General features: G+C 57.8%; 28 protein-coding genes. 22 read left to right on the forward strand and 6 right to left on the reverse strand.

The features are described 5' to 3' along the window. The first annotated feature begins 13 nt into the window (after positions 1-13). From QMO82_RS08995 to QMO82_RS09045, 11 genes are all read left to right on the forward strand, one after another. Positions 14-277, forward strand: coding sequence for a hypothetical protein (locus QMO82_RS08995; RefSeq protein WP_283196617.1), 264 nt, complete (start codon positions 14-16; stop codon positions 275-277). After that, entirely contained in the window at positions 277-1,290 is a 1,014-nt protein-coding gene (locus QMO82_RS09000) for a hypothetical protein (RefSeq protein ID WP_283196618.1), read from the forward strand. The genes QMO82_RS08995 and QMO82_RS09000 overlap by 1 nt, the downstream gene beginning before the upstream one ends. A gap of 177 nt (positions 1,291-1,467) precedes the next feature. After that, entirely contained in the window at positions 1,468-1,863 is a 396-nt protein-coding gene (locus tag QMO82_RS09005) for a hypothetical protein (protein ID WP_283196619.1), read from the forward strand. A 1-nt stretch (position 1,864) separates the two neighbouring features. Then, on the forward strand, positions 1,865-2,671 hold the full coding sequence (locus QMO82_RS09010) for a hypothetical protein (RefSeq protein WP_283196620.1): 807 nt from the start codon (positions 1,865-1,867) through the stop codon (positions 2,669-2,671). A gap of 5 nt (positions 2,672-2,676) precedes the next feature. After that, positions 2,677-4,413 (forward strand): hypothetical protein, encoded by a 1,737-nt coding sequence (locus QMO82_RS09015; RefSeq protein WP_283196621.1) that lies wholly within the window; start codon positions 2,677-2,679, stop codon positions 4,411-4,413. A 32-nt stretch (positions 4,414-4,445) separates the two neighbouring features. Next, positions 4,446-4,703 carry a hypothetical protein gene (locus tag QMO82_RS09020; protein WP_283196622.1) on the forward strand — a complete coding sequence of 86 codons (258 nt, stop codon included), beginning with the start codon at positions 4,446-4,448 and terminating at the stop codon, positions 4,701-4,703. Further along, on the forward strand, positions 4,678-5,142 hold the full coding sequence (locus QMO82_RS09025; RefSeq protein ID WP_283196623.1) for a lysozyme: 465 nt from the start codon (positions 4,678-4,680) through the stop codon (positions 5,140-5,142). Before QMO82_RS09020 ends, QMO82_RS09025 begins: the two co-directional genes overlap by 26 nt. Then, complete coding sequence (locus QMO82_RS09030) at positions 5,142-5,504, forward strand: hypothetical protein (RefSeq protein WP_283196624.1); 363 nt, start codon at positions 5,142-5,144, stop codon at positions 5,502-5,504. The genes QMO82_RS09025 and QMO82_RS09030 overlap by 1 nt, the downstream gene beginning before the upstream one ends. Before the next feature lie 73 nt (positions 5,505-5,577). Beyond that, positions 5,578-5,736, forward strand: a complete 159-nt coding sequence (locus QMO82_RS09035; protein WP_283196625.1) for a hypothetical protein — start codon at positions 5,578-5,580, stop codon at positions 5,734-5,736. Further along, positions 5,733-6,191: a hypothetical protein gene (locus QMO82_RS09040; RefSeq protein WP_283196626.1), complete on the forward strand. Its 459-nt coding sequence runs from the start codon at positions 5,733-5,735 to the stop codon at positions 6,189-6,191. Before QMO82_RS09035 ends, QMO82_RS09040 begins: the two co-directional genes overlap by 4 nt. After that, a complete protein-coding gene (locus tag QMO82_RS09045; protein ID WP_283196627.1) occupies positions 6,178-6,477 on the forward strand; it encodes a hypothetical protein in 300 nt (99 codons plus the stop codon). The genes QMO82_RS09040 and QMO82_RS09045 overlap by 14 nt, the downstream gene beginning before the upstream one ends. Before the next feature lie 94 nt (positions 6,478-6,571). On the opposite strand, the gene QMO82_RS09050 is transcribed toward QMO82_RS09045, so the two are convergent. The 5 genes from QMO82_RS09050 to QMO82_RS09070 form a co-directional block, all read right to left on the reverse strand. Beyond that, positions 6,572-6,838, reverse strand: coding sequence for a hypothetical protein (locus QMO82_RS09050; protein ID WP_283196628.1), 267 nt, complete (start codon positions 6,836-6,838; stop codon positions 6,572-6,574). After that, complete coding sequence (locus QMO82_RS09055; RefSeq protein WP_283196629.1) at positions 6,835-8,472, reverse strand: HAD family hydrolase; 1,638 nt, start codon at positions 8,470-8,472, stop codon at positions 6,835-6,837. Before QMO82_RS09055 ends, QMO82_RS09050 begins: the two co-directional genes overlap by 4 nt. Next, the gene (locus tag QMO82_RS09060) at positions 8,469-9,224 is read right to left on the reverse strand and encodes a class I SAM-dependent methyltransferase (RefSeq protein WP_283196630.1); all 756 of its coding nucleotides are present in this window, start codon (positions 9,222-9,224) and stop codon (positions 8,469-8,471) included. The genes QMO82_RS09055 and QMO82_RS09060 overlap by 4 nt, the downstream gene beginning before the upstream one ends. Beyond that, entirely contained in the window at positions 9,221-10,147 is a 927-nt protein-coding gene (locus QMO82_RS09065; RefSeq protein WP_283196631.1) for a glycosyltransferase family 2 protein, read from the reverse strand. The genes QMO82_RS09060 and QMO82_RS09065 overlap by 4 nt, the downstream gene beginning before the upstream one ends. 394 nt (positions 10,148-10,541) lie before the next feature. Next, a complete protein-coding gene (locus tag QMO82_RS09070) occupies positions 10,542-10,838 on the reverse strand; it encodes an Arc family DNA-binding protein (RefSeq protein ID WP_283196632.1) in 297 nt (98 codons plus the stop codon). 56 nt (positions 10,839-10,894) lie between these two features. Between QMO82_RS09070 and QMO82_RS09075 the strand changes: the two genes are divergently transcribed. Genes QMO82_RS09075 through QMO82_RS09085 form a run of 3 tightly spaced genes read left to right on the forward strand, consistent with a single transcriptional unit; the run spans position 10,895 to position 11,660 of the window. Continuing rightward, the gene (locus QMO82_RS09075; RefSeq protein WP_283196633.1) at positions 10,895-11,056 is read left to right on the forward strand and encodes an Arc family DNA-binding protein; all 162 of its coding nucleotides are present in this window, start codon (positions 10,895-10,897) and stop codon (positions 11,054-11,056) included. Between the two features lie 34 nt (positions 11,057-11,090). Next, positions 11,091-11,489, forward strand: coding sequence for a hypothetical protein (locus tag QMO82_RS09080; protein ID WP_283196634.1), 399 nt, complete (start codon positions 11,091-11,093; stop codon positions 11,487-11,489). After that, the gene (locus tag QMO82_RS09085) at positions 11,490-11,660 is read left to right on the forward strand and encodes a hypothetical protein (protein ID WP_283196635.1); all 171 of its coding nucleotides are present in this window, start codon (positions 11,490-11,492) and stop codon (positions 11,658-11,660) included. Positions 11,661-11,670: 10 nt separating this feature from the next. Here the strand turns inward: QMO82_RS09085 and QMO82_RS09090 are convergent, their stop codons facing one another. Next, on the reverse strand, positions 11,671-11,910 hold the full coding sequence (locus QMO82_RS09090; protein ID WP_283196636.1) for a hypothetical protein: 240 nt from the start codon (positions 11,908-11,910) through the stop codon (positions 11,671-11,673). 148 nt (positions 11,911-12,058) lie between these two features. Here QMO82_RS09090 and ligD point away from each other — a divergent pair, with 148 nt between their 5' ends. The 8 genes from ligD to QMO82_RS09130 all read left to right on the forward strand — a co-directional run bounded on the left by ligD (position 12,059) and on the right by QMO82_RS09130 (position 22,534). Then, positions 12,059-13,111, forward strand: coding sequence for a non-homologous end-joining DNA ligase (gene ligD, locus QMO82_RS09095; RefSeq protein ID WP_283196637.1), 1,053 nt, complete (start codon positions 12,059-12,061; stop codon positions 13,109-13,111). A gap of 490 nt (positions 13,112-13,601) precedes the next feature. Then, positions 13,602-14,777 carry an elongation factor Tu gene (tuf, locus tag QMO82_RS09100; protein ID WP_003573803.1) on the forward strand — a complete coding sequence of 392 codons (1,176 nt, stop codon included), beginning with the start codon at positions 13,602-13,604 and terminating at the stop codon, positions 14,775-14,777. A gap of 204 nt (positions 14,778-14,981) precedes the next feature. Continuing rightward, complete coding sequence (locus QMO82_RS09105) at positions 14,982-15,116, forward strand: hypothetical protein (protein WP_272783439.1); 135 nt, start codon at positions 14,982-14,984, stop codon at positions 15,114-15,116. Between the two features lie 199 nt (positions 15,117-15,315). Then, on the forward strand, positions 15,316-16,209 hold the full coding sequence (locus tag QMO82_RS09110; RefSeq protein ID WP_183606570.1) for an NAD(P)-dependent oxidoreductase: 894 nt from the start codon (positions 15,316-15,318) through the stop codon (positions 16,207-16,209). 2,495 nt (positions 16,210-18,704) lie between these two features. Beyond that, complete coding sequence (locus tag QMO82_RS09115) at positions 18,705-19,136, forward strand: dsDNA nuclease domain-containing protein (RefSeq protein ID WP_183606571.1); 432 nt, start codon at positions 18,705-18,707, stop codon at positions 19,134-19,136. A 499-nt stretch (positions 19,137-19,635) separates the two neighbouring features. After that, on the forward strand, positions 19,636-20,709 hold the full coding sequence (locus QMO82_RS09120) for a hypothetical protein (protein ID WP_183606572.1): 1,074 nt from the start codon (positions 19,636-19,638) through the stop codon (positions 20,707-20,709). A 9-nt stretch (positions 20,710-20,718) separates the two neighbouring features. Continuing rightward, on the forward strand, positions 20,719-21,978 hold the full coding sequence (locus tag QMO82_RS09125; protein ID WP_183606573.1) for a phage tail tip lysozyme: 1,260 nt from the start codon (positions 20,719-20,721) through the stop codon (positions 21,976-21,978). 1 nt (position 21,979) lies between these two features. Continuing rightward, positions 21,980-22,534 (forward strand): hypothetical protein, encoded by a 555-nt coding sequence (locus tag QMO82_RS09130; RefSeq protein WP_183606574.1) that lies wholly within the window; start codon positions 21,980-21,982, stop codon positions 22,532-22,534.

Below are 22,534 nucleotides of genomic sequence, written 5' to 3' on the forward strand. Positions count from 1 at the left end.
AGGAAGCGGGACTGTGGCCTACACCAACGAATTTTCGGAAAAGCCTGAACGCTTTTTCACAATGAGCATGAAAGACGGGAAGGGCACTTCGACCGTCAATATGGGCGGATTGCTGCTTCGTGATCCTGTAACGCAGGAGCCGACCGGCGAATATCTCTATACCTTTCCCGACACATGGCGAGAAACGAAGACGGCAGCCGGCGCCAGCTGGTGGCTCTATGATTTTGAGACGGATGAATGGGAAGCGCGGCCTTACCCGGAAGAAGGAAATCTCTAATGGCAAGCTACACCGCCACCATAAACATCCCGGATATCTCTCCTGCGCCGGCTGGGCGGATCGGCCCGAACCTGATTTTTAATCCGCGCGGTCAGATCTTCCAGAAAGGGCCGGCGATGCCCGCGCCGGCTGCCATTGGCGGCTACCAGTGCGATTATTGGGGGCATCGTGGATATGGCTCGAAAGTATTCGTCGAGCAGCGGCCTGTCCCTCTCGGAGACCCGCTGGCCCAGCGTTACGTGATGCGTATGACCTGGGCCAGTGTTGCCGGCCCCAGCAACTATTCTCTCATCGCCTGCGACATCGACGATGTCAGGAACTATGCCGGGTCGAAATGTACGCTTTCCCTTCGGATTCGGGCCGACCAGAACCGGAATATTTGTCTTGAACACAATCAGCATTTCGGCGAAGGCGGGGCAAGCCCAGAATGGACCGGGGCGCCGATCACCATCCCGGTCACCACCGAGTTTCAGGATATTCACATCCCGATCGACGACTGGCCCAGCGTTGCCGGCAAGATACTCGGTAGCAGCGAGACGGACACCGACCGCATCGGGATTGTGCTGTTCTGCGAGGCAGGTTCCAATTTCAACGCGCGCACCAACAATCTCGGGCAGTCAAGCGGCTGGATCGAAATCGCCCGGATGGAACTGCGCGAGGACGTTAACAACGAAATCGTGACAATGGCCGATCCGTGGTCGGTCTACGACGAGGAAGCAGAATTTCTCCGCTGCCAGTCACTGCTTGAGGTATTCGACAAAACCGAAGTTCTCTGGAGCGGATACGTCGAAAGCGGCAAATACCGGTGGATAGGCCTGCCGTTCAAGGTTACGAAGCGGCGCTACCCTGTCATCACCCTGTCCAATATCACGGCAGTTGGATTTGGCGCCGTGACGTGCCCGTTGACGACGAAGACCGGGCTCCAGATAGCCGGCCTCGGGAATGCAACGATCAACTCAGGCTATTTCCAGGCCAATGTGATCGTGGATGCAAACCACCCGTACACGCCTTAATGGCCGACAAACTGCCGACGTTTGGCTTCAAACTCCGCGGTGTCAAGGCGCACGTCAACGACGGACATTTCGCTCTCCGGAATAGATAACGACGGTTCATCTAACCATTCAGAGCGAGCGGCCAACCGACTGGCGACCAACCTACTCGTTGGGCGACGTCAACATTAAGGACATCCCATGGAAATCGGATTTAGCGTCTCCTCCGGAGCGAGCGCCAACGGCGTGCCTGGGCTTATCACCATGCTCAAGACGCTGACGCTCGATGCGGACAGCTTTTATGCCAGCGACGGGCCGGGGACGGTGATCGGCGCGATCGGCAACCGGCAGCCGCGTTCGGCGCTGTCGATCTGGCAGGACGACGGCAGCTTCGCGGTCGACGAGGACGGCAATCTTCTGGTCGGCGACCAAGCCTTCGAAGAGGGCGAGGTTTCCGTGACCATCGTCGAGACCCTGCCGGAGGCGGCCAACAGCCCGCGACGGACGACCTTCACGCTGACGGTGCTCGCGCCGATCACGTCAGCCCTCAATTTCAGCATTTCCCGCAACTCCCAATATATTGGACAGGTGATCTGACATGGCCGAAGTAGCTTCTATCCTCGTCAAGGATGCCAACAGCGTCGACCGCGAGGTGGCGACGATCACCGCGATGATCGCGCTGATCGGTGAGGCGATTGCATCGCCGACGGCAAACACGATGCTCGACCGCCTCAAGGCGCTCAAGACGTCGAGCGACGCGCTCGCCACGATCCTGGGCGAGGTTCAGGCCTCGCCCACCGCGAACACACTGCTCGACCGTGTGAAGGCGCTATCCTCGCTGATCGGCGAGGTGCAGACCAACCCGACGGCGAACACGCTGCTCGATCGCCTGAAGACGATCGCCACGGCGCTCGGCTCGACGCTTGCGGTCAACCAGGTCTCGGCCGCTGCCGATATTTCGCAGACCTTTACCCGGCAGAACAACACAACCGCCTATGCGGCCGGCGCTGTCGTCGGCGCCGCGGCCGCCGCGATCCAGTTTGCCGGTCTCGGCAAGGCCGGCGGCGCGTCGCTGATGATCGTCAGCGCGCAGCTCGAGGCGGATGTCGCGACCGCGCCGGCGACAGCCTTCCGCCTGCACCTCTACAGCGCCACGCCGCCCTCGGCGCCGGCCGATGCGGCCGCCTTCAGCGTGACGTCCGCCGACCGGAGCGTCTATCTGGGCTATATCGATATCCCGGCGCCCACCGGTCTCGGCGCGACCGCGCTCACCGAAGTCAACAATATCGGCAAGCAGATGAAGGTCACCGGCGCCGATGTCTATGGCGTGCTGCAGGCTGTCTCCGCCTACACGCCGACCGCCCAGGCCGTCTACAAGATCACTCTGCACCGCGTCGAGGTCTGATCCCAATGGCGCTGACAAATCGTAAGGTGCGGGCGATACTGGCCAGCGCCGCTGGGAAGGGCGGTGGGTCGCCATCGCTCGTTGCGGCTGGCGCAACATGGGGCTGGATTGGTGACGGCCTTAATGCTCCATCCGGCGGCGTTGGCTCCGGTCTAGCAAACCCTGTTCATCAGTTCATGGCGTTGATGGGCTTGCGCGTACAGCCGGTCCCACTCCCCATCATTGCTCGATCCGGGTCAACGATTGCACGTGACATCTCAACAAATCGGGCACTGATTAACCCCTACGCCATAGACGCTATGGCCAAACAGGTTCCCGATATTTTTATCATCGGCACCATGGGGGCGAACGACAACCTGTTATCTACCAACCCTGGCGCCAACCCTGCTAGCGGTCAGACGACGAACGTCTACCTCCAGGATTGGTACGATGCGGTCAACTATGCCTATTCAAAGTTCGTAGCCTACGGCGGCAAGCTGTTCGTGGTCATGGCAACGGCGTCATCAACCAAGGTCGGGGAAAGCACCTATCGAACGACTGTCTGGAATGCGCAAAAGGCATTTGTGGCGGCGCTGACGGCCTCGGACAGCAAGGTTGTTTTTGCCGACATCACGGACATGACCGATCCGACACAATGGTCTGTCGACACAAGTTCCAGCTATACGCATTGGGATGAGCGAGGCTCGTACCACGCAGCTCTTGCGGTGTTGAACGCCATAACAGGGAAGATAGCAGCGGCGACCGATGATGAGTGTATCGACGCCATCAACGCCGGAACATACCCACTGATGACAGGGTCGCAGCTCGATACCGATCAGGCGATGGCAGGAACTGGCGGAACGGTCACCGGCCCCGGCATTTCCGGTACGCTTGCAGATAGCAAGGTCATCACCAACAACACAGGTGCTACCGGCATCACGGTCGCGCAGGTCGCCACCTCCGGCGGCAGGACAAAGACTGTCGTGACCCTCGCAGGCACTGCGTCTGCTGATGGCAAGATCATGATACAGGACAAGTCGAACATTTCCCTGGCCGGGACGCCGGGGCAACCGTTCCGAACTGGCGCTATCCTTCGTATTCCTGCCAACGTCGCCCGCAACGCAGGCTCCGAGTGGAACAACCAGTGGGGATTTTGGGGCGGCGGCGCAACGTCATTGGTGGACAACACGCGAGCCGGCGCGAACGAAACTCATGCTATTGCATCCGCCATCGTAAACGGCAGCTTGAGCGGCACGTCGGGCGTTGTCCCCGCTGGCAACTCAACGACGTTTGCCGGGAAGCGCACTTGGGCTTTCTTCGCGAAATCCGGGACATCTCTCGCCGGGACGTTCGAGCTCGAGCGAACCTTTGCCTACAAGCCATCGAACCGCCTTGCTGCCGCCATGGCTTATATCGGGGATTTCAAAGATAGCTTCGGCAATACTGTTCTCAACACAAACTGGCGTCTTCGTCCGACCGGGACGATCAGCCAAGCATCCGGCGGCACGATCCGCGTTGAACCTGGCACGTGGAACTTGTTCGGCCTGACGGAAGCCGACTTTGCGACCCGTCGTCTCTACAAGGGGAATTCTGGTAACACGGCTGTTGGCTCCGGGACGTTGATCGGGGCAGAGATGAGCGGGTCAACGTGGACGCAGACCTTTGCCGGTGGCGTCGTCACGACAGGGGATCTGGTCTACGCAGAGATCACCGATCGCGAGGGCAACACCTATCGAAGCGCGATCACCGTTACCGCGACCTGATAGCAACCATCATTCAAAATCCGGAGACAATCATGCTCGTCCAGAACTGGCGCGCGGTGCTGAAACGCGCCTGGTCGGTGCGGCTGATGGCGCTTGCGCTCATCATCATCATCGCCGAGCCCGTCTATCTCTTCTTCGCCGCCAACTGGGTGGCGAAGAGCTTCTATGTGCAGCTCGCCATGTCCGTGGTGACCGGCCTTCTCACCGCGGCCGCGATCGTCGCCCGCATCATTTTCCAGCGCAAAGTTTCAGAGGATATCGCAAATGGCAAACCGCCTGCAGAAGGGTAGTGCCGCCGCGGCCATGGCTGTGGCGCTTGTCGGATCGTTCGAGGGATTGCGGCAGAACGCCTATCCCGATCCGGCAACACAGGGACAGCCCTGGACGATCTGCTACGGCAGCACCAACGGAGTGAAGCCGGGCGACTACAGGACGGTGGAGCAGTGCAAGGCGCTGCTGTCGCTGGAACTGCAGACCTATGCCAAAGGCATCGAGAGCTGCGTGCGCGTGCCGCTGCCCGATCCTCGATTCGTGGCGCTGACATCCTTCGCCTACAATGTCGGCGTCAAGGCGGCTTGCGGATCGAGCGCGGTCAAGCTCATCAACCAGGGCAGGACGGCCGAGGGCTGCGAGGCGCTGCTGAAATGGAATCGCGCCGCCGGCATCACTTTCCCCGGCCTGACGCGCCGCCGGCAGAAGGAACGTCAGTTCTGCCTCGAGGGGATCTGATGTTCGGCGTCCTTGACACTCTCAAGCTCGGAGCCGGTATCGCCGCCGGCCTTCTTCTCTATCACCTCTATGCCTTCGCGATCGGCTATCCCTCCGCGGCGCGCGAAGCGCGGTCCGGCTATGTGGCTCTCGCCGAAAAGACCGCGGCCGATGCAAAAGCGGCGGAGATGGAGCGCCAGCGCAACGCAGCCGCCCAGGCGACCGAGGAGCATCGAAAACGCCTGGCTGCCGCTGAGGCCGCCGAACAGACCGCCAGAGACACCCTTGAAACCGAGATCCGATCCTATGCACTCCAGCTTTCGGAAAAGAACCGCGCTTGCGCTGTCACTGCTGCTGATCGTCAGTGGCTGCTCCGCCACTGAGCGGCTGAACCGTGCGGCTACCACGAAAGGACAGGCGGCGGCCGGCACCGTTCTTCCGCCGCTTCCCGAAGATATGCGCCGGCAGGAACCGCACGCGGCCGTCGCCGAAGGCCAGCCGCTGATCGCCGTGCTCGCCCGCGAGCGGCAGGCGCTCGACCGGGCCAATGCCCGGCAGGGCCGCACCGTCAAGTTCTACGACGATGTCAGCGCCAGATATGGAGCGCGGCCATGATGGTATTCGCCCACATTCGGGACAATTTCGCCGCCGCCTTCTTCCCGAGGCTTTCCGAATGGCTGGCCGGCTTCGTACTGCTCGGGCTCGGCTGGATGCTTTCGGCCAATCCCGATCTCATGCAGGCGGGCAAGCTCGACTATCAGCTGATGCTGATCATCGCGTCGCAGTCCTTCTGGTCGACCGTGCTCATCATCTTTGCGGGATGCCGGCTTTCCGTCCTGCTGATCAACGGGGCGTGGCGCCGCAGCCCGCATCTCCGCGCCCTGGCTGCCTTCCTCTCCTGCTTCTTCTGGACGCAGATCACCCTTTCTTTCGCTCCAACCTTCGGCTTTGCCTTCATCCTCGCCTGCGGGTGGCTGGGAATGGATATGATCAACATCATGCGCGCCATGCGCGACGCCCGCACGATCGATGACACATACAGGCGGGGAATTGTTGGTGGAAACGAATGACATTGTCACTTATGCGGGCGTCTTCTTCGGCGGGATCGTCACCGCGCTGATCGGCTATTTCCGCAAGCGCCCGACGCCGCCGACCGTCAGCACCGCGGCGATCGCAGGAATCGGCATCGAGCTCGGCAACCGGGTGCAGGTCGATGCATTGATTGCCGAGGTGAAGCGCTGCGCCGACAGCCTGGCCATCCTCGCCGATCGCAAGCAGGCGAGTTTCGAAGACAAGCTCGACAGGATCCTCGAGGACCTCGAGGAGAAGGAGAGGGAGGAGCGGCGGCGAGGGTAGCCTCCCGCAGCTCGTTCCACATCAGCACCGCCCGCCAAGTCTCATACCGGCGCTGGCGGGCACCGTCGCGGGGACATGGCGCCGACAGGATTTTTCAAGACGCGAGATTGACCGGGTGGAGACCAATCATCCACCAACGAAGGTTGTCGAAGGTGACAATTGGTTCAGGCTGGCCGGTGCGGGTAATGATCCCAGCGGCCAGGTGATAGGCGGCTTCAAGGCTGTCAACGCTTTCGATCCAGGGGAAATCCACTCCTATCGGTGGGCAATATACCAAGATCTCGTCACCTTCGGACGGAGCAGCGATGATGACCTGATCACTGGCCCGCTGCGGATCAAAGCTGTAATAAGTTCGCTTCATCGATTTTCTCTCACGAGCAAATGACCGAGCCCGGAGAGGCTCGGCACCCAGCTTACCCTCGATGAGAATTCAGGGAAGCGCTGGTTGAACAATCCCTTGCTGGGGTTGTGCATCGATCCTGCCCGTTGAACGATCACCGCGCCGCGGTAGCCTGCCCGCAGTGCGCCGACAGCATCCCGCCAAGGGCTGTCACCGATGCAGACAAGATCGCCGGGGGCCATGCCGAGGCGACTGGCAGCCAATTCGAAACCCGCCGTCGCGGGCTTTGGAGATGCAAGCTCGTCCGTCAAGATCACATGAGTTTGACCCCACGGGGACGGAAGCAGGCCGATCTTCTGCTTTTGAGATGCCGCTGGGTTGTCCGTCAGGATCGATATCGGCACGCCCCGCCGCACAAGGTCTTCCGCCAGCCCTTGAGCGTCGAGGTGGATCGCTACGCCGGTGGGCATCGCCGATCTCCACGCCGTGATCATCCTCTCCGACATTGATCGAGGCAGCCCAGCCCGCTGCAGAGCCACATCGATAAGCCGGTCCCATGGGCCTTCGTCGATGATCTGGAGCGCGATCTCTCTGAACTGGCTGAGGTCATTCAACTCGGATGAGAGGTCGTCAATGACGATCTCCAGCTTGGCCGCCATCCAAGATTTCTGATCGATTACCGTCTCGTCGAGGTCGAACACGACGCCTTTAGCGCCGCTAATGCCGCTTGCAATGAAGGTGTCTCGGAGCGTCCTGATCAGGTAGCCACCGGTGCTTGGGGCTGATCTCCCTTCCAGGAGGAACGTGACCAGGTTCGACCCTGCTGCAAGCGCCGATACAGACGAGGTACCAGGGCGGGGATTGATGTCAGTCAGCCAGTAATTTCCGTTCTCTTCAAGAAACTGGACATTGAACAGTCCGAGCGCCCCATTCCGCGCCAACCATTGCGCCGTGGCCTTAGCCAACTGATCGGGGCCACCCTTCTCGATCACTTCGGAAATCACCGCATATCCGCCCGATGCACGAACCCGCAGTCGCTTGGTGATTTCTGAGACGGCGCCGCCTTCGCCTATAGCGAAATCGACCGACCACTCCTGAAAACTCCCGATCTTCCGCTGCCACAGATAGCCTTCAGCCGCTCCATTCGCGGAGGCTTCGAGATACTCCGCCCGATCTTTGGCATGGACCATGTCCCGGCCGCCCCATCCCCGCCGTGGCTTCCCAATCAATGGGAAGCTGAAGTCATGAGTCTCCGGATCGATAGTGGGAAGGGTAGGGAGGTGGGCGGCAGTCGCTGCCTCGGTCGCGAGGAGCTTGTCTTCGAGAACCGATACGAGTTCGGTAGTTGAGGCAAAGACGCGGGCGCCAAGGATTTCCAATTCCGGACGAAGTTTCGCCAGCGCCGGAAGATCGAACATTGTCGTGGGGAAGATGGCGTCGATTTTTTCGCTGGCTATGAGATCGCGCAAGAATTCAGAGAATTCGGATAAATGCGCAACCGGCGGTGCTACGAAGTAACGGTCTGCCTCGAAGCGGTTTATGTTGTCGGTGATCGTGTCGGCAACGACAGCCTTCCATCCCATCGCCCGCACCGCCCGCAGCACGGGGAGGCCTTGCAGCCCCCCGCCGCCTACTACCAGAGCGACGCCCGTCACCGTACTGTCGCCTCAACATACAGGCTGTAAGAATATTTGGCGGATACATCGCCGGCAAAATATAGCGTTTCCCAAACGGCTTTCGGCAGATCGAGTGCTTTCAACTGTGCAGTCGAAAACGGCTTCAGCATCAACCCGGCCTCTCGATCGACCGTCAATCCGGCTTGCTGAAACAGATCCCGAAACGTGTCGTTGTCGAAGTATCGCTTGTGGCCGAGCTCGTGGTCCCATTTGGAGAGCGCATACATGTCCTCGAGAATGCCGGCGCGATGTCCGAGCTCTCGGTGAAGCGACCTGGCATTGGGGACGGCCGCAATGATGACCCCTCCGGGCTTGAGGAAGCTCGCGAACCTTTTCACAATCAGGGCAGGATCATCGACGTGCTCCAGCACGAAGCCCATTTCGATGACATCGAAACCCTCTTCTGGCTTGAATTCCTCGAAATACGCCTCGACCAGTTCCACCTCGAACGGGAACGACATGTTGGACTTGAACTTATCGATGATCGCGGGGGAGCCCTCGACGATCACATACTTTTCTATCTTGTCAGCCAGGGCGTTGCCGATCGTTTTGCTGACGATTTCGTAGCCGATCCCGAGGCTGCAGAGCCTGATGTTCCGCCGCAGATGGCATGCCTCGACGAACTCTTTCGCATATGCCCGGAGCACGCCAATATTGTCGTCGTGGTAGGGAAAACTCTCGTCATAAGCTGCGATGTAGCTGTCCAGGTTCTCTTGATTGGCAGTGGTCATTTTCGCCCCGTCATATTTTTTACGATGTACCTCGGCCGTTGCTGTACCTGCCGAAAGATGCGGTGGATATAAAGACCAATGACGCCAAGCGCCATCAGATTCACGCCGAAGGAAAGCAGCAACAGCACGGCGAGAAACGTGAACCCACTGAGGATCGTTTCGGGAGATAGCAGGCGGTGGGCAACCAGGCCCAGAGAATACACGCCTGATGCCGCGAGGACCGCTAGGCCGAGCCAGAAGATAATGAGGAGCGGTGCGCTGGAGAACGAACTGATGGCTTGGACCAGAAGGCGAGCCCGCTTGCCGAAGGAATAGGTGCTCGCGGACATTCGAGCCTCTTTTCGCAGAGGAAGGGGCACTTGACTGTATCCGGGCCAATAGAACATGCCGGCCATGAACAGGTTCTTGTCCCCCAACTGGACGAGGGAATCCACGTAACGCCGGGTCATAAGCCTCTCTGTCATCACGTTGTTCGGGACCGTGACGTCCGAAACAGCGTTAAATAGTTTCCAGAAGAGTTGCCCAAGGTGTCGAGATGCGAATGAGCCCTGTCGGACTTGCTGGACGCCATACACGACGTCAGCGCCGGTGCGCCCCATCATCGCGAGGAAGTCGTCGAGCTTCCCAGGGTCTACCTCGAGGTCTGAATCTATCAGGAATACTCTCTCGCCGCGTGAATACTCTATGGCGCATAGTGCAGCGGCATGATGCCCGAAGTTGCGAGATAGCTCTAACACCACAATCCGACTATCGACGGCGGCCAGTTCTTTCGCGATTGAAGCAGATTTGTCGGGGCCCCCATCATCGACGAGGATTATCTCGAACGTCTCGAAGCTCGCTTGCGCAGCCGAAATAGCTCGCTCCACGAACTGTCTGACGTGGGCTTCGGATTTATAGAGGGTCGTTATGATCGACAGTTCCATGCTTTCCCCAGCGGCACGCGCCGCGAATACTTTTCGAGCCGGCCAGGTGCGAGCTGGGGCCAGCCCGACTGTTATCAAACGCTGGAGCCAAGTGGCAACCTGGAAGTGTTGCCCGATGGCTTGTGAGATTAGCCGGCGCGGATAGCCTCGTGTTTTTCGTTCCACTTCTCCACCGCCCGCCAAATCTCATGCTCGCGCTGACGGGCGCCGTCGCGGAAAAATGGCGCCGTGTCGACGATGGTTTTCTCTCCGCACCTCACACAGTATATGACTGAGGTCGGACCATAGCGAACGTCCGGCGTGCGGCCGCAGCATGGCTGCGGGTGTGGAATGGTGTCGTCAATCATCCAGTGTCGTTTACAGGCTCAGCTCTCTAACGGGATGCCGAGCCTTTTTAGCGTTTATTCTCCGCTTCTGTCCTCTTCTGGATCAGGCGATGTTTCAGCTTTTCGATTTCGGTAATCACGTCTGAAAAATCATCATCGCTGGAAAGTATGTCGGAAAACGACGCTTCCAGCCGCGCAACAATTTCTGCGTTCAAAGATCGCTTCGATTTTCGGGCGGCCTCTTCCACGCGCGCCCTTAGCTCCGGCAGCAATCGCAGGCCAAACGGGGTGACGTTTCCGATTTTTTCAGTTGGCGACTTCTTGGAACTCATAGCAACACTTTGTAGCGAAAGTGCAGTTGACATCAATCACTTCAAGATGTTGCTATAGCGACACTGTGTTGCTAATTTAGAGGTGGGCTATGAACAGCAAAATAACGCCGTTTGGGCTGAGGATGCCAAGCGATATAAACGAGTGGGTAGAAGCGGAGGCGGCGCGGAACTTGAGATCAAAAAACGCCGAAATCGTCATGGCGCTCAAAGAGAAAATGGAACGTCAGAAAAAGGAAAAGGGCGTAGCATAGGTCGCTTCGCTTTGGATCAGTAAGGAAGTATGACATGCAAAAAATACCGGAAGCTATGCCAACTGGCAACAGGCGGCGGTTTCTGGCTATTTCAGGCATGGCGGCAGTGGCCGCCGCGGTGCCTGCGATAGCGGCTCCTCAAACGGGCGGATTTGTTGATCAGACCATTATCTGGCTTCGCGACCGCTTCATGCAGGAAGCGCAGCGGTTTCTTTCTTCAAACGACATAAACAACGGCTCGGCCGATCGGATGGGCCGCCTGGCCAACATTATGGCGGAGCTGCCGGCGCGGCGTGAAGATGCGATCGGCGCCAAGCGCGACGTCGCGGAATGGGAGGGCCGCATCAAGGGGGAACTCGTCTCCTACGATGCGATGGTCAAGTTCGCTTTGCTTGCCTCCATTCGCCGCGACAGGACGGGAGGATCGGTCTAGGTGGATCGCATCGCCTTCATCATCGACCAGCTGAAGGAAGCGAGGCGGATCGTCGCCGGCAGGCCCGATAGCGAGATGGTCGTCTATCTCCTCGATCTGGCGATCGTCGAGGCGGAGGAAGAGCATCGCCGGCGTTCGGAGGATGATGACGGAGCGGCATCCGCGGGTTAGCTTGCCCTTCTCACTCCTCACCTTTGAAGCTGCCGAATCGCAGTTTTGCCGCCTTCGCTCCGCATGAGCAGCACTTCAACCGCTCTTCTATCTCCCTTATCAGTGCGTGCCGAAGGCTTTCCGGCAAAGACGACTTGAGGAATTGTCTTGTTTCGCCGCACGCTTTGCATTCGGCCATGATGACCATGTGCTGCGGCGCCACGTTGATATATCCGGGCGACCAGTTTGCGATTTCCAGAAACCTGGGCATAGCGATCCTCTCCTCTTGCGAGGCGTTTCCGCCGCATGTTTGGTGAATGCTCCGCCCGAGCGAGTTGCTAATATGTTCTTGTTGGCGCCTTCGTCAATAATGAATACGGGCAAATTGCTTTTTAAGACAATGCTGATGAAGTGGCTGAATGACAAAGCCGCCTCGCAAATCTTCAAAGCCGCTACTCGGTGACATTGATGCCCCGATCCGCAGCCAGGCCCGACGCCGGCGCGATCCTGCCCAGCCGCAACTCCTCCTTGATTCCATGCCGGCGCGCCTCGACCCTTGCCTTGCGCTGCTGAAGCCACGGCCGCCGAAAGGTCCGCAATGGGCTTTTGAGGTGAAGTGGGACGGCTACCGGGTGGCGGTCCACATCGAGCCATCAGGCGTTCGCGTCCTCACCCGCGGCGGCCATGACTGGACCGAGCGCTTTCCGGCGATCGCGGCCGAGGCGAGACGCCTTCCGGTTTCCACTGCGATATTGGATGGCGAGGCCGTCGTGTTCGACGAGCGGGGCCGGTCCGACTTCGGCAGGCTCCAGCAGTCGCTCGGCGGCCGAGGCGGAAAGAGGACGTCGCGGGAAGCGGTCTTGATGGCATTCGATCTTCTCTATTTCGACGGCCATGACCTCACAGGAACCGAACTCACCTCGCGGCGACACCTCCTCGAGGGGCTGGTACCGCCCGGCGGGGAAGATGCCATCCGGCTTTCCGAAGAGATCGATGCGGACGGCGATACGCTTCTGCGCATCGCCTGCGAACACGATCTGGAAGGCATCATCGCAAAAGACCGCAACAGCACCTATCGGAGCGGCCGCCTCGGCGACTGGCTGAAGATCAAGTGCATCCAGAGCGACGGCTTCGTGATCGTCGGCTATCAGCGATCCGGCGCAGCGTTCGGGAATATCGGCGCGCTACTGCTCGCGGCTCGCAAGGGCGCCGAGCTGGTTTACGTCGGCTCCGTCGGAACGGGCTTTAAGGCCAGCCAGGCGATGGAGCTTCGCGCGACGATGGACATGATCAAGGCGACGAAGCCGGCCATCAGATATTCCGGCCGACGGAAGGATCTCGTCTGGATCAAGCCGACACTGGTTGCTGAGATCGAATATCGAGCCTGGACGCACGACGGGAAGCTTCGGCACGCCTCCTACAAGGGGCTGCGCGAAGTGCAGGACAATGCCGCGATTTTTGAGCTGGACTAACAGATCGGATGCTATAAGCCTGAGGTTCGATATTCAAACGCGCTATTGTGCCCCATATTGAGCCCCAAAATGCGCCACAGAGGCCGAGTCTCACGCCAGATTATATAGTCTTTACAATGGAGCGGTATTAAGTTTAACCCCCGCTACCCGCTCCAGTTTTCCCAAGCCCCATTCATACCCGGCGCCGCCGCGACAATTCCGCATGCACCTGTTTTGGAAGAGGCTGGCAATAGCGGCAGGCGAGGGCGCTCGGCCCCGGGGCGCCTGTGGCTCGTCTCCGGCAGTCCACGCGATTTTCTCCAAGGATTTCAGCGTTTTTGAAGGGGGCTTCGGCGAATCGCCTTGCAGGCTGCGAATTGTCCCCCATATGCGCTGTCACACCAAGAATGGCGTCTGCAATTAAGTCTTGCGCAATGTCGCCGAAAGCCTTAAACGGCGGCACTAAACCGGTTCGCCGGGGTCCACTATTTCGTTCACAGGAAGCATTCAAATGGCAAAGAGTAAGTTTGAGCGCAACAAGCCGCACGTCAACATCGGCACGATCGGCCACGTTGACCACGGCAAGACGTCTCTGACGGCAGCGATCACGAAGTACTTCGGTGAGTTCAAGGCGTACGATCAGATCGACGCGGCTCCGGAAGAAAAGGCCCGTGGCATCACCATTTCGACGGCGCACGTCGAATATGAGACGCCGGCCCGTCACTATGCGCACGTCGACTGCCCCGGCCACGCCGACTACGTCAAGAACATGATCACCGGTGCTGCCCAGATGGACGGCGCGATCCTGGTGTGCTCGGCCGCCGACGGCCCGATGCCGCAGACGCGCGAACACATTCTGCTGGCCCGCCAGGTTGGCGTTCCGGCGATCGTGGTGTTCCTGAACAAGGTCGACCAGGTTGACGACGCCGAGCTTCTCGAACTGGTCGAGCTCGAAGTTCGCGAACTTCTGTCGTCCTACGACTTCCCGGGCGACGATATCCCGGTCGTCAAGGGTTCGGCGCTTGCTGCTCTTGAAGACAGCGACAAGAAGATCGGCGAAGACGCGATCCGCGAGCTGATGGCTGCGGTCGATGCCTACATCCCGACGCCTGAGCGCCCGATCGACCAGCCGTTCCTGATGCCGATCGAAGACGTGTTCTCGATCTCGGGCCGCGGTACGGTTGTGACCGGCCGCGTCGAGCGTGGCATCGTCAAGGTTGGCGAAGAAGTCGAGATCGTCGGCATCCGTGCGACCTCGAAGACGACGGTGACCGGCGTTGAAATGTTCCGCAAGCTGCTCGATCAGGGCCAGGCCGGCGACAACATCGGCGCTCTGGTTCGCGGTGTGAACCGTGACGGCGTCGAGCGTGGCCAGATCCTGTGCAAGCCGGGCTCTGTCAAGCCGCACAAGAAGTTCATGGCTGAAGCCTACATCCTGACGAAGGAAGAGGGTGGCCGTCATACGCCGTTCTTCACCAACTACCGTCCGCAGTTCTACTTCCGCACGACCGACGTGACGGGCATCGTGACGCTGCCGGAAGGCACGGAAATGGTTATGCCTGGCGACAACGTCACGGTTGCCGTCGAGCTGATCGTTCCGATCGCGATGGAAGAAAAGCTGCGCTTCGCGATCCGCGAAGGTGGCCGCACCGTCGGCGCCGGTATCGTTGCTTCGATCGTCGAGTAATCCTGGATTACCTTCAATTCATGAAAAACCCCGCTGGAAACAGCGGGGTTTTTTCGTTTTGATGCCTCTCGGTTGGCTTAACAGGTGTTGTAAAAATATCGTTAAATGGGCCTGTCACAGTATTTTGTTCATCTAGCGTTCAGAAACCGGTTTGTGAATTGCCCAGTTTAGTCCAGACTCCTTCTTGCAAAGAGGAGAGCCCGGATGATTCCAAAGGCCACATTCGCTGCGACGATATTCGCAATGTATGTTTTCACGATGTTTTTCATCGCTGCAATTCCGCAAGAGGTTGTTCAGGCAGCCGGAGTGCAGATCGACGAGTTAAGCGTCGTCAAGTGACGCCGCTGGAGGTAAGTGTCGTCAAGTGACGACACTCCGGAGCATCGCAGGCTTTTGCGGTGATCGGAACTGATCGGCCAGGTGCTCCGGATAGGGTGCGCCTGGCGATGCGGGGGTGAACCCTTGCCGGACGCTCGCTTGCTCTTCGCGCGGAAGCGTCTAACTATGCCTCCGATGTCATGGCGCGGAGGATTATTCCATGAAGAAGCGAATTCTGTTCACGGGCGGTTCGGGCAAGGCAGGTCGCCATACCGTGCCGTGGCTCGTCAATGCAGGCTACGAGGTTCACAACCTCGATCTCGTGCCGCTGGATAGTCCCGGCGTCACCAATCTCATTGCCGACATCACCGATAGCGGCCAGGTCTTCAACGCGCTCTCGATGCACCGCGATTTTCCCGATCTCGATGCGGGCAGGGGCGTGCAGCCCTTCGACGCCGTCGTACACTTCGCCGCCATCCCGCGCATCCTGATCAAGCCTGACAACGAAACCTTCCGCATCAACACGATGGGCACTTATAATGTCATCGAGGCGGCGGTGAAGCTCGGAATCAGGAAGATCATCGTCGCATCGAGCGAGACGACATACGGCGTCTGCTTCGCCGAAGGCCATCGCGATTTCCACCAGTTCCCGCTGGAGGAGGACTACGACGTCAATCCGATGGATTCCTACGGGCTTTCCAAGGTGGTCAATGAAAAGACGGCCCGCGCCTTTGCCGAACGTTCGGGCTTCGACATCTATGCGTTGCGTATCGGCAACGTCATCGAGCCGCACGAATATGAGCGATTCCCCACCTTTTTCGCCAATCCCGAGATGCGCAAGCGCATTGCCTGGAGCTATATCGACGCCCGCGACCTCGGTCAGATCTGCCATCTCTGCATCGAAAAGGACGGTCTCGGCTATCAGGTCTTCAACGCGGCCAACGACACCGTCTCGGCCAATACCCCGTCGAAGGAGCTTGCGAAGCGATTCTTCCCGAACGTGCCCTTCACCCGCGAGGTCGGCGAATATGAAGGTCTGCTCTCCAATCGCAAGATCCGCGAGGTGTTGGGTTTTAAGGAAGAGCACGATTGGCGGAAATATGTGAAGGTCTGAACGGAGCCCGGTGCGCAATGAGGTGGCGCGATGAAAAGTCGATCGCTCGCATATGCACAGAATGGCTTTGAAAATCGAAAATCGTGCTTGCCAATCCGCTGTCGTCGTCCTAAAGGGAGCGCCATGCTTTTCAACAGCGATTTGCGGGTCTTGGCCTGGACGCTGAATGACCGGTATGAAGGGGTATAGCTCAGTTGGTAGAGCGGCGGTCTCCAAAGACTGTACTCTACCAAGCATGCCTGCATAGTTTGTTCAGGCTCGTCAGATATTTCCCTTGAAAAGCTCAAGTGACAAAATCCGAAATGGTCACATTCTGGTCACTTCCGGCTTTTTTGCAGCTCCCGGCTCCTCGCCATTCTGCAAGCGGGCGAGCAAAACTTGGCGTCGGCCCGTCTTTTCGCGAGCAGCACCTTGGTGCACCGTGCACAAGGCAGCAGAGGCTCTCCCTTCAATGCAAGCAAGGTTATTTCATGCACTAGAAATGCATATAGACTGGAAGTTACGAGCTTCGTGACGAAGTCGTCACCGCGTCCGATGGGATCGATCACCTGCGCGAAACCGACCGAATACCGACCGCTGGGGTTTCCTGGTTCAAGCCCATTGATTTCCCGAAATCTACCTGCACAAACCATTCTGTTGAGTTCTCGCAGGTCTGAGAATTCCCGCTGGAGCGATGTGACGGCATAACATTCTCGACCCTGGCACAGCACAGGGAAGCCGCCATCTGGACATCCGAATTCGTCAATGTAAGCGCAGATTTCCTGAGGAGACCAGGTGTTAAGCAGTTTGACAGCGGCTTCCCTGGCTCTCGGCGAGCCTGAGACTAGCTCGTATTTGGTGCACTCGGAGTGCATCCATATTTGATCACCAAAGAACTTACCCGATTTTATGATCTCGTCGGACGACATGATTTCGCATCCCCATGTCGGTCTTCGGCCTTCTAGTATTATGGCATACATGGTAAGGATGCCTTCGACCGTCAGCGATGGCCCATGCTGCCAGATTAGCGGACTTCTGCAAGGGCTCCGTCTACGACCTCTAAGCCGGGACGACGTTCAAAGTGATGGTCATAGCCGGTCCGGCGGCATTGTGAATAAAATCCTATGGCGCGCAGGAATTCTTAGAAGGTAGACTCGGCCGTGATCTTGTTCGACCGGCCGCACTATCGCAGGCGACTGCTAGCGGTTTTGCACTCGTCTGAGCAATACTTGGCGTTTGAACGTTTCTTTGTAAATTGAAGCTCAGAGCACTGTGCGCACGCCCACAAAACGTGCCCCGGCCGCGTGAGGGATGTGATCTCGTGTACCAAAAATGCGTGAAGACTTCTGGTCACCAATTTCGACGCAAAACCGCGACCGCCATCAACGGTATCTAAAACAAATTCGAAAGCCGGTTGATGCCTCCCGAGATGACGGGTTTTGTTAAGGTAGTTCACATCATGGAACCGGCCGAGCCGGACCATCGCATCTAACCTCCTGAGCGTTGAGATTGCTTTTCGCAAGTCATCAACGGAATAGCATTGTTTGTTACCGATCCTCTCGGAAAACATCCCGCATGGGAACCCGAATTCACTGACGAAAGCGCAAATTTCCAACGCGTTCCATGTATTGAGGACCTTTGTTACAGCGTCTAGCGCTTCCGGAGAACCTGATTCCATTTCGTATGTTATCCATTCGCCACTTGTCCAAAGTTGTTCTCCAGACAGCATAGGCGACCGCGCGACCTCCTCACGCTTCATGATCTGGCATCCCAGTCTCGGTGCCCAACCTTCAAGGGTAACTGCGGACATGCTTGAATGCAGCGTTTGTTCGTGAAAATTAACCCATATTGCCCGATGTTACATGTCCCGCAAGCAGGGAATTGACACTCCCAGTGTGCAGCCGGCGATCATCCAAAGCGGCTGAGGGCGGCCGATGTGGAGTTTCTCGCGGTTCCAATAGAAACGACACGGGTCCGAGGCTCGAAAACGTTGTCGCCAAGGAAGACGTGATGAGGGTTTTCGGGATCGCGGAGGACCCGACCGTTCTGCATGACGATCAGGTCAATGGTTTCTGGACATGCCAAGCCGGCCACGCGCGGCAGCATTGCCCATAAGTGTACTTTCCCGATCGCCTCCCGGCGGAAGGGCAGCGTGTCTGGCGAAGCGCGACTCCGAGAACGCATGGACGCTCTTGGGAGATAGGCTGTCATCGCTCCGCGCTGAACGCGATTCATCAGACGCCGTCGATGGCTGCCCGATCGATCAACTCATTGGCCACACGAGCGATGGAAGTCGATTCAAGAGCGGTTGCTGAATCTTCTCCTCAAGGACATCTAGCGATCGCAATAAGCTGCCGCCGAGAGAGGTCGAAAGTCTGCTCCCTCGGTCCCTGGGTAGTCAGAGAACCGATTCTTGTTGGACGGCGTCGGCTTGCGCAGACTAAAAACACCAATAAGGTGCGTTCCCACGCAACTTGGAAGCTGTTGCACGATTCGATGGCTTGGCGGGGATGTCATTGACGATACTCGAAGACCTACTGAAAGTGCCCGAGCGGGAGAGCGGCGGGCGGACGGCCTATGATCGGTTCGACTTCCAGACGGCTTGGGGCCTTATGAAGGTAATCTCGCTGCACTCTGCTGGCGCGGAATATGCGGTGGCTTTCGAATTTCACGATGATATCGCTGAACTGGACAATCTCTCGGCACCGACGCGTTCGAGTTTCTACCAGGTCAAGACGACGAAGAGCCCGAGTTGGAGCCTGGCGAAGATAAGCCAGCGTATGAAGTCGGGCGAAACGCGCAAGCCATCTTACGCTGGCAAGATGTTTGACAATGTTGAGCGCTTCGGCTCGACCGTGGACAAGGTGGTCTTTGTAATCAACCGACCCCTGTTGACGGCGATCTCGTGCTCGCGAAAGCTTCGTTCGACCTTCCATTTCTCTCTGTGAGAGACTTCGCTTTCATCAAGCACTGCAGCACTCCCCTCCGACATGCCACTTGACGATGATTTCTGGATTCAACGTACTATTTTGAAACGATCCGGTCAGAACGGCCCGTTGACCAGGTTCGGCAATTGCTCGCGCGATCAAGGCGCGGCACAAGGCCAAGCTTTAGTGTTGTCGGCGGTATTTCCAACAGCATCGGCCTTTCTATCCCGCTGATGCGATAAAATATTCGTCGGCATCTTCGGTCTCGCAGACGACGGCCACCTCGTATCCCGGAAAAGCTCGCGGCCGCTATTCATCCGCGTGAAGTGGAAAATCTGGTATCTAGCAGTCTTTCCCTCCTGATCCCAGTTAAAAACCTTAGCCGTTACCGAAGTCTCCGCAGCCGACAGATACACGTTGTAGTGCAAGTAATCCATTTAATCATTGCAAATTAGAGTTTATTAGCATTTAATGAACTCTCAGATGTAGTTGAGGGGAAATTCATCATCTGGAGGCAGCATTGCGATTTGTCGCCACGCTCTATTGTGCTCTGTTGTCAGCATCACTTAGTTCATGCTCAACGACGCCGACAAGTATTGATCAAACGTTCACGGCAACCAGGGTCGCGGCATACTCGACTTCTTCGACAGCGATTTTGAACGCTTTGTCGGCGGATGCTGGTTACGCAAAAGACAGCGTAAGTTTTTACGACATCACAGAGTCAGGCTTCAACTTCGTTGACAGCCAGTGCAACAGCTATTTCCAGACGCTTCACGATCTTGAACACAGAAGAAGCGCTACGCAACAGGGCCTGGGCGCGTTCGGGCAGACGACGAATGCCATCCTGGCGGTAACAGGTGCCAGCGCCGTATCCATCGCAGTTGCGGCTCAAGCTTTTGGCTTAGGGCAAAACCTCGTGAATGTTTATGCCGATAACTTTCTCTTCTCTCTCCCGCCGAGCAAGACCGAGCAATTCGTTTCTAAGATCATGACCGCGTATCGCAACGCGGCGGCAGCCCACCAGTCATCGATCAACAGCGGACCGGCGGCATACCGCGAAATACAGGGATATCTCAAACTCTGCACCCCTGTAACGATCGAAGCCATGCTGACCGACCACATCGCTGACGCCACTGCGGAGGCGATCTATGGACCTGGCAGTACAGACATCGTTACTGGAACCAGAACCAGCGCGTGGCAGAAAGCAGCGAGTGATCGCACTGCGCCAATTCAATCGGTAAACGTTAAGTTGGCGGGGCCAACATCAGGCCCGAAACCACGTACCGATGTAGGCGGCATCAACGATGATGAAAGAGCCACGCCGCCCCGCGAACTCCGAAACATCCAGGAAATGGTGTGCGTCCAGCCGACGGGCAGATGGGACGACCAAACAAGAACAGCGATTGCCAGACTGTTCGAGGCTTTGGGCGATCGACGCCCCCGTATAACCACGTTTGGCGTCACCAAAACGGAAATCACCACACTGCAGGTTGGGACAAAGTTGTCGCAGCCGCTCAAATGCGGACCAAACAGGAAAAACGTTGGAGACGTCAAGTACACGACGGTCGAAGAACTCGCAACCCATCTTAAATAGGAGGGCACAATGCCAGTGGTAACGAGCACGCGAACTCTTCGTAATAAGCCGGGGGGCGAGAGTACCGGTAGCGATGCTCCTGGGGGAGCGAAGGTCAGCATTCTGGACGAAGCCGACGGAGGTTGGCTAAAGATCAGAGTTCTTGGAGCGCCGGGAGAGCCTGAGGGTTGGGTAAGCGCGTTGGCGGTCGATAAATTAAGAGATACCCTTGGCCCAATCGACAAGTTGGTATTCGCAAACATCTGCGCGTGGGACTCGCTGCTCATAGAGACGTCGGCTCACTACATGCTGGCGGTCGCTGAAATGCGCACTGATCTTGTAGACGGCGAGTGCGAGACTGACGGCGACTGGGGGCCGTTCGCGCTCAACGAGAAAGAATGGTTGACATTTTGCAACAAGCCGGAACTCCAGCTCGCGTACTCACTCGAGGATCGAAAGAACTGGATAGCCCAATGCATGGTCTTTGCAGCAATGGCCAATTCCGCTCAGCAGAGGGTCGCAGCCAAGTTGTCCGACCAACCGACAGCGGTCGAACTGTATCTTGCACAGACGTTTGGCTCCTCCATTGCGCATGCGATCATGGCGCAACCCAATGCAAAGCTCAGCGAACTAATAGCGTCTGTGTCCCCCGCGGAACTTGATGTCGAAGGCATTAGCCTGGGTCGCGAGCGAGACAAAAAATATGCCGAGGCAAATACAGGAAAAAAGCTCATCGATTTAGTCGCGGCTGATCTCCAGCGAGCAATTGATGATACCCGGCAGTTCGCCTCTCAGGCCAGCGCGCAGCTTCTTGGGGCCGAGGACGCTCGTGTTGCTCCCGACGGCGTGCCGAACTTAGACATCGATTTCGATGCTTCTATCATTCCGAACACTAGGAAGCAGAACGCAGTTCTGATTGCAACCAAGTTTGGCGAAGCAGGGTATGGATCACTGCAGCAGATCACAGCAATCGCCAACGCAATTGCCGAGTCTGGTCTCAACCCTAAAGCTGTTGGGGACCACGGCCACAGCCACGGTCTCTTCCAGCTCAACCAAAACGGTGGCGTAGGAACTGGATTCCCGGACGCGGAGCTACAAGACCCAGAGAGGAACATCGCCATCATGCTGGATCATATTGCCAAACACGAGAAATCGGCCGATGTCGCTTTCCGAGGTACGACATCGCTTCTCGCGGCGGTGACAATCTTTGTTCGTAACTTCGAGAGGCCGGCCAATCAACCCGCGGAAATCGCAAAGCGCGTTGGTATAGCACGCGAGCTGGTGATCTGAGATGGCACGGCTGTTGATGCCGCCGATGGCATTAATGCTGGCGTTCTTTGCCTATATTGTATCGGTCTCACCGAGGGCAATGGCTGCTGACTGCCAGCCGAATAACGTGCGGGGCGTAGCAGCGCCCGGGCGTTTGATGATTAGCGAGTTTGCGGTCAACCGCAGTTTTAATGCCTGTCCAACGACAGGCTTCGAACGACAAATCCAGGTCCGCGACGGACGACCGCTTTACGTATGGCTGAGGCTAGAAGGCGATCGCAAGTTCGCCAATCAAGCCAGACCCGCTAGCAGCTTCATGATCCGATTGCACAGAACCGATGCCTTGCGAGGACATTGGACCTGGCTCGACCTCATCAACAAAAAGCTTGGGATCGAAGAGGTTCGCGGGGAAGCTTCACTACCTGGGAATAACGGATTCTTTGATTGGCGGCTCTATGCCCAGATCAACACTTATCTAGTCCCGGGAAGGTACGAGTTGTTCGTCCGCTTTGGTGATTCTGAAGTGTGTCCGGTCGAAGGAGCCTGTGAGATCGCTCTTGATATCAAGGGGAAATAG

Source organism: Rhizobium sp. BT04 (genome assembly GCF_030053135.1).
GTDB classification, from domain to species: Bacteria; Pseudomonadota; Alphaproteobacteria; order Rhizobiales; family Rhizobiaceae; genus Rhizobium; species Rhizobium binxianense.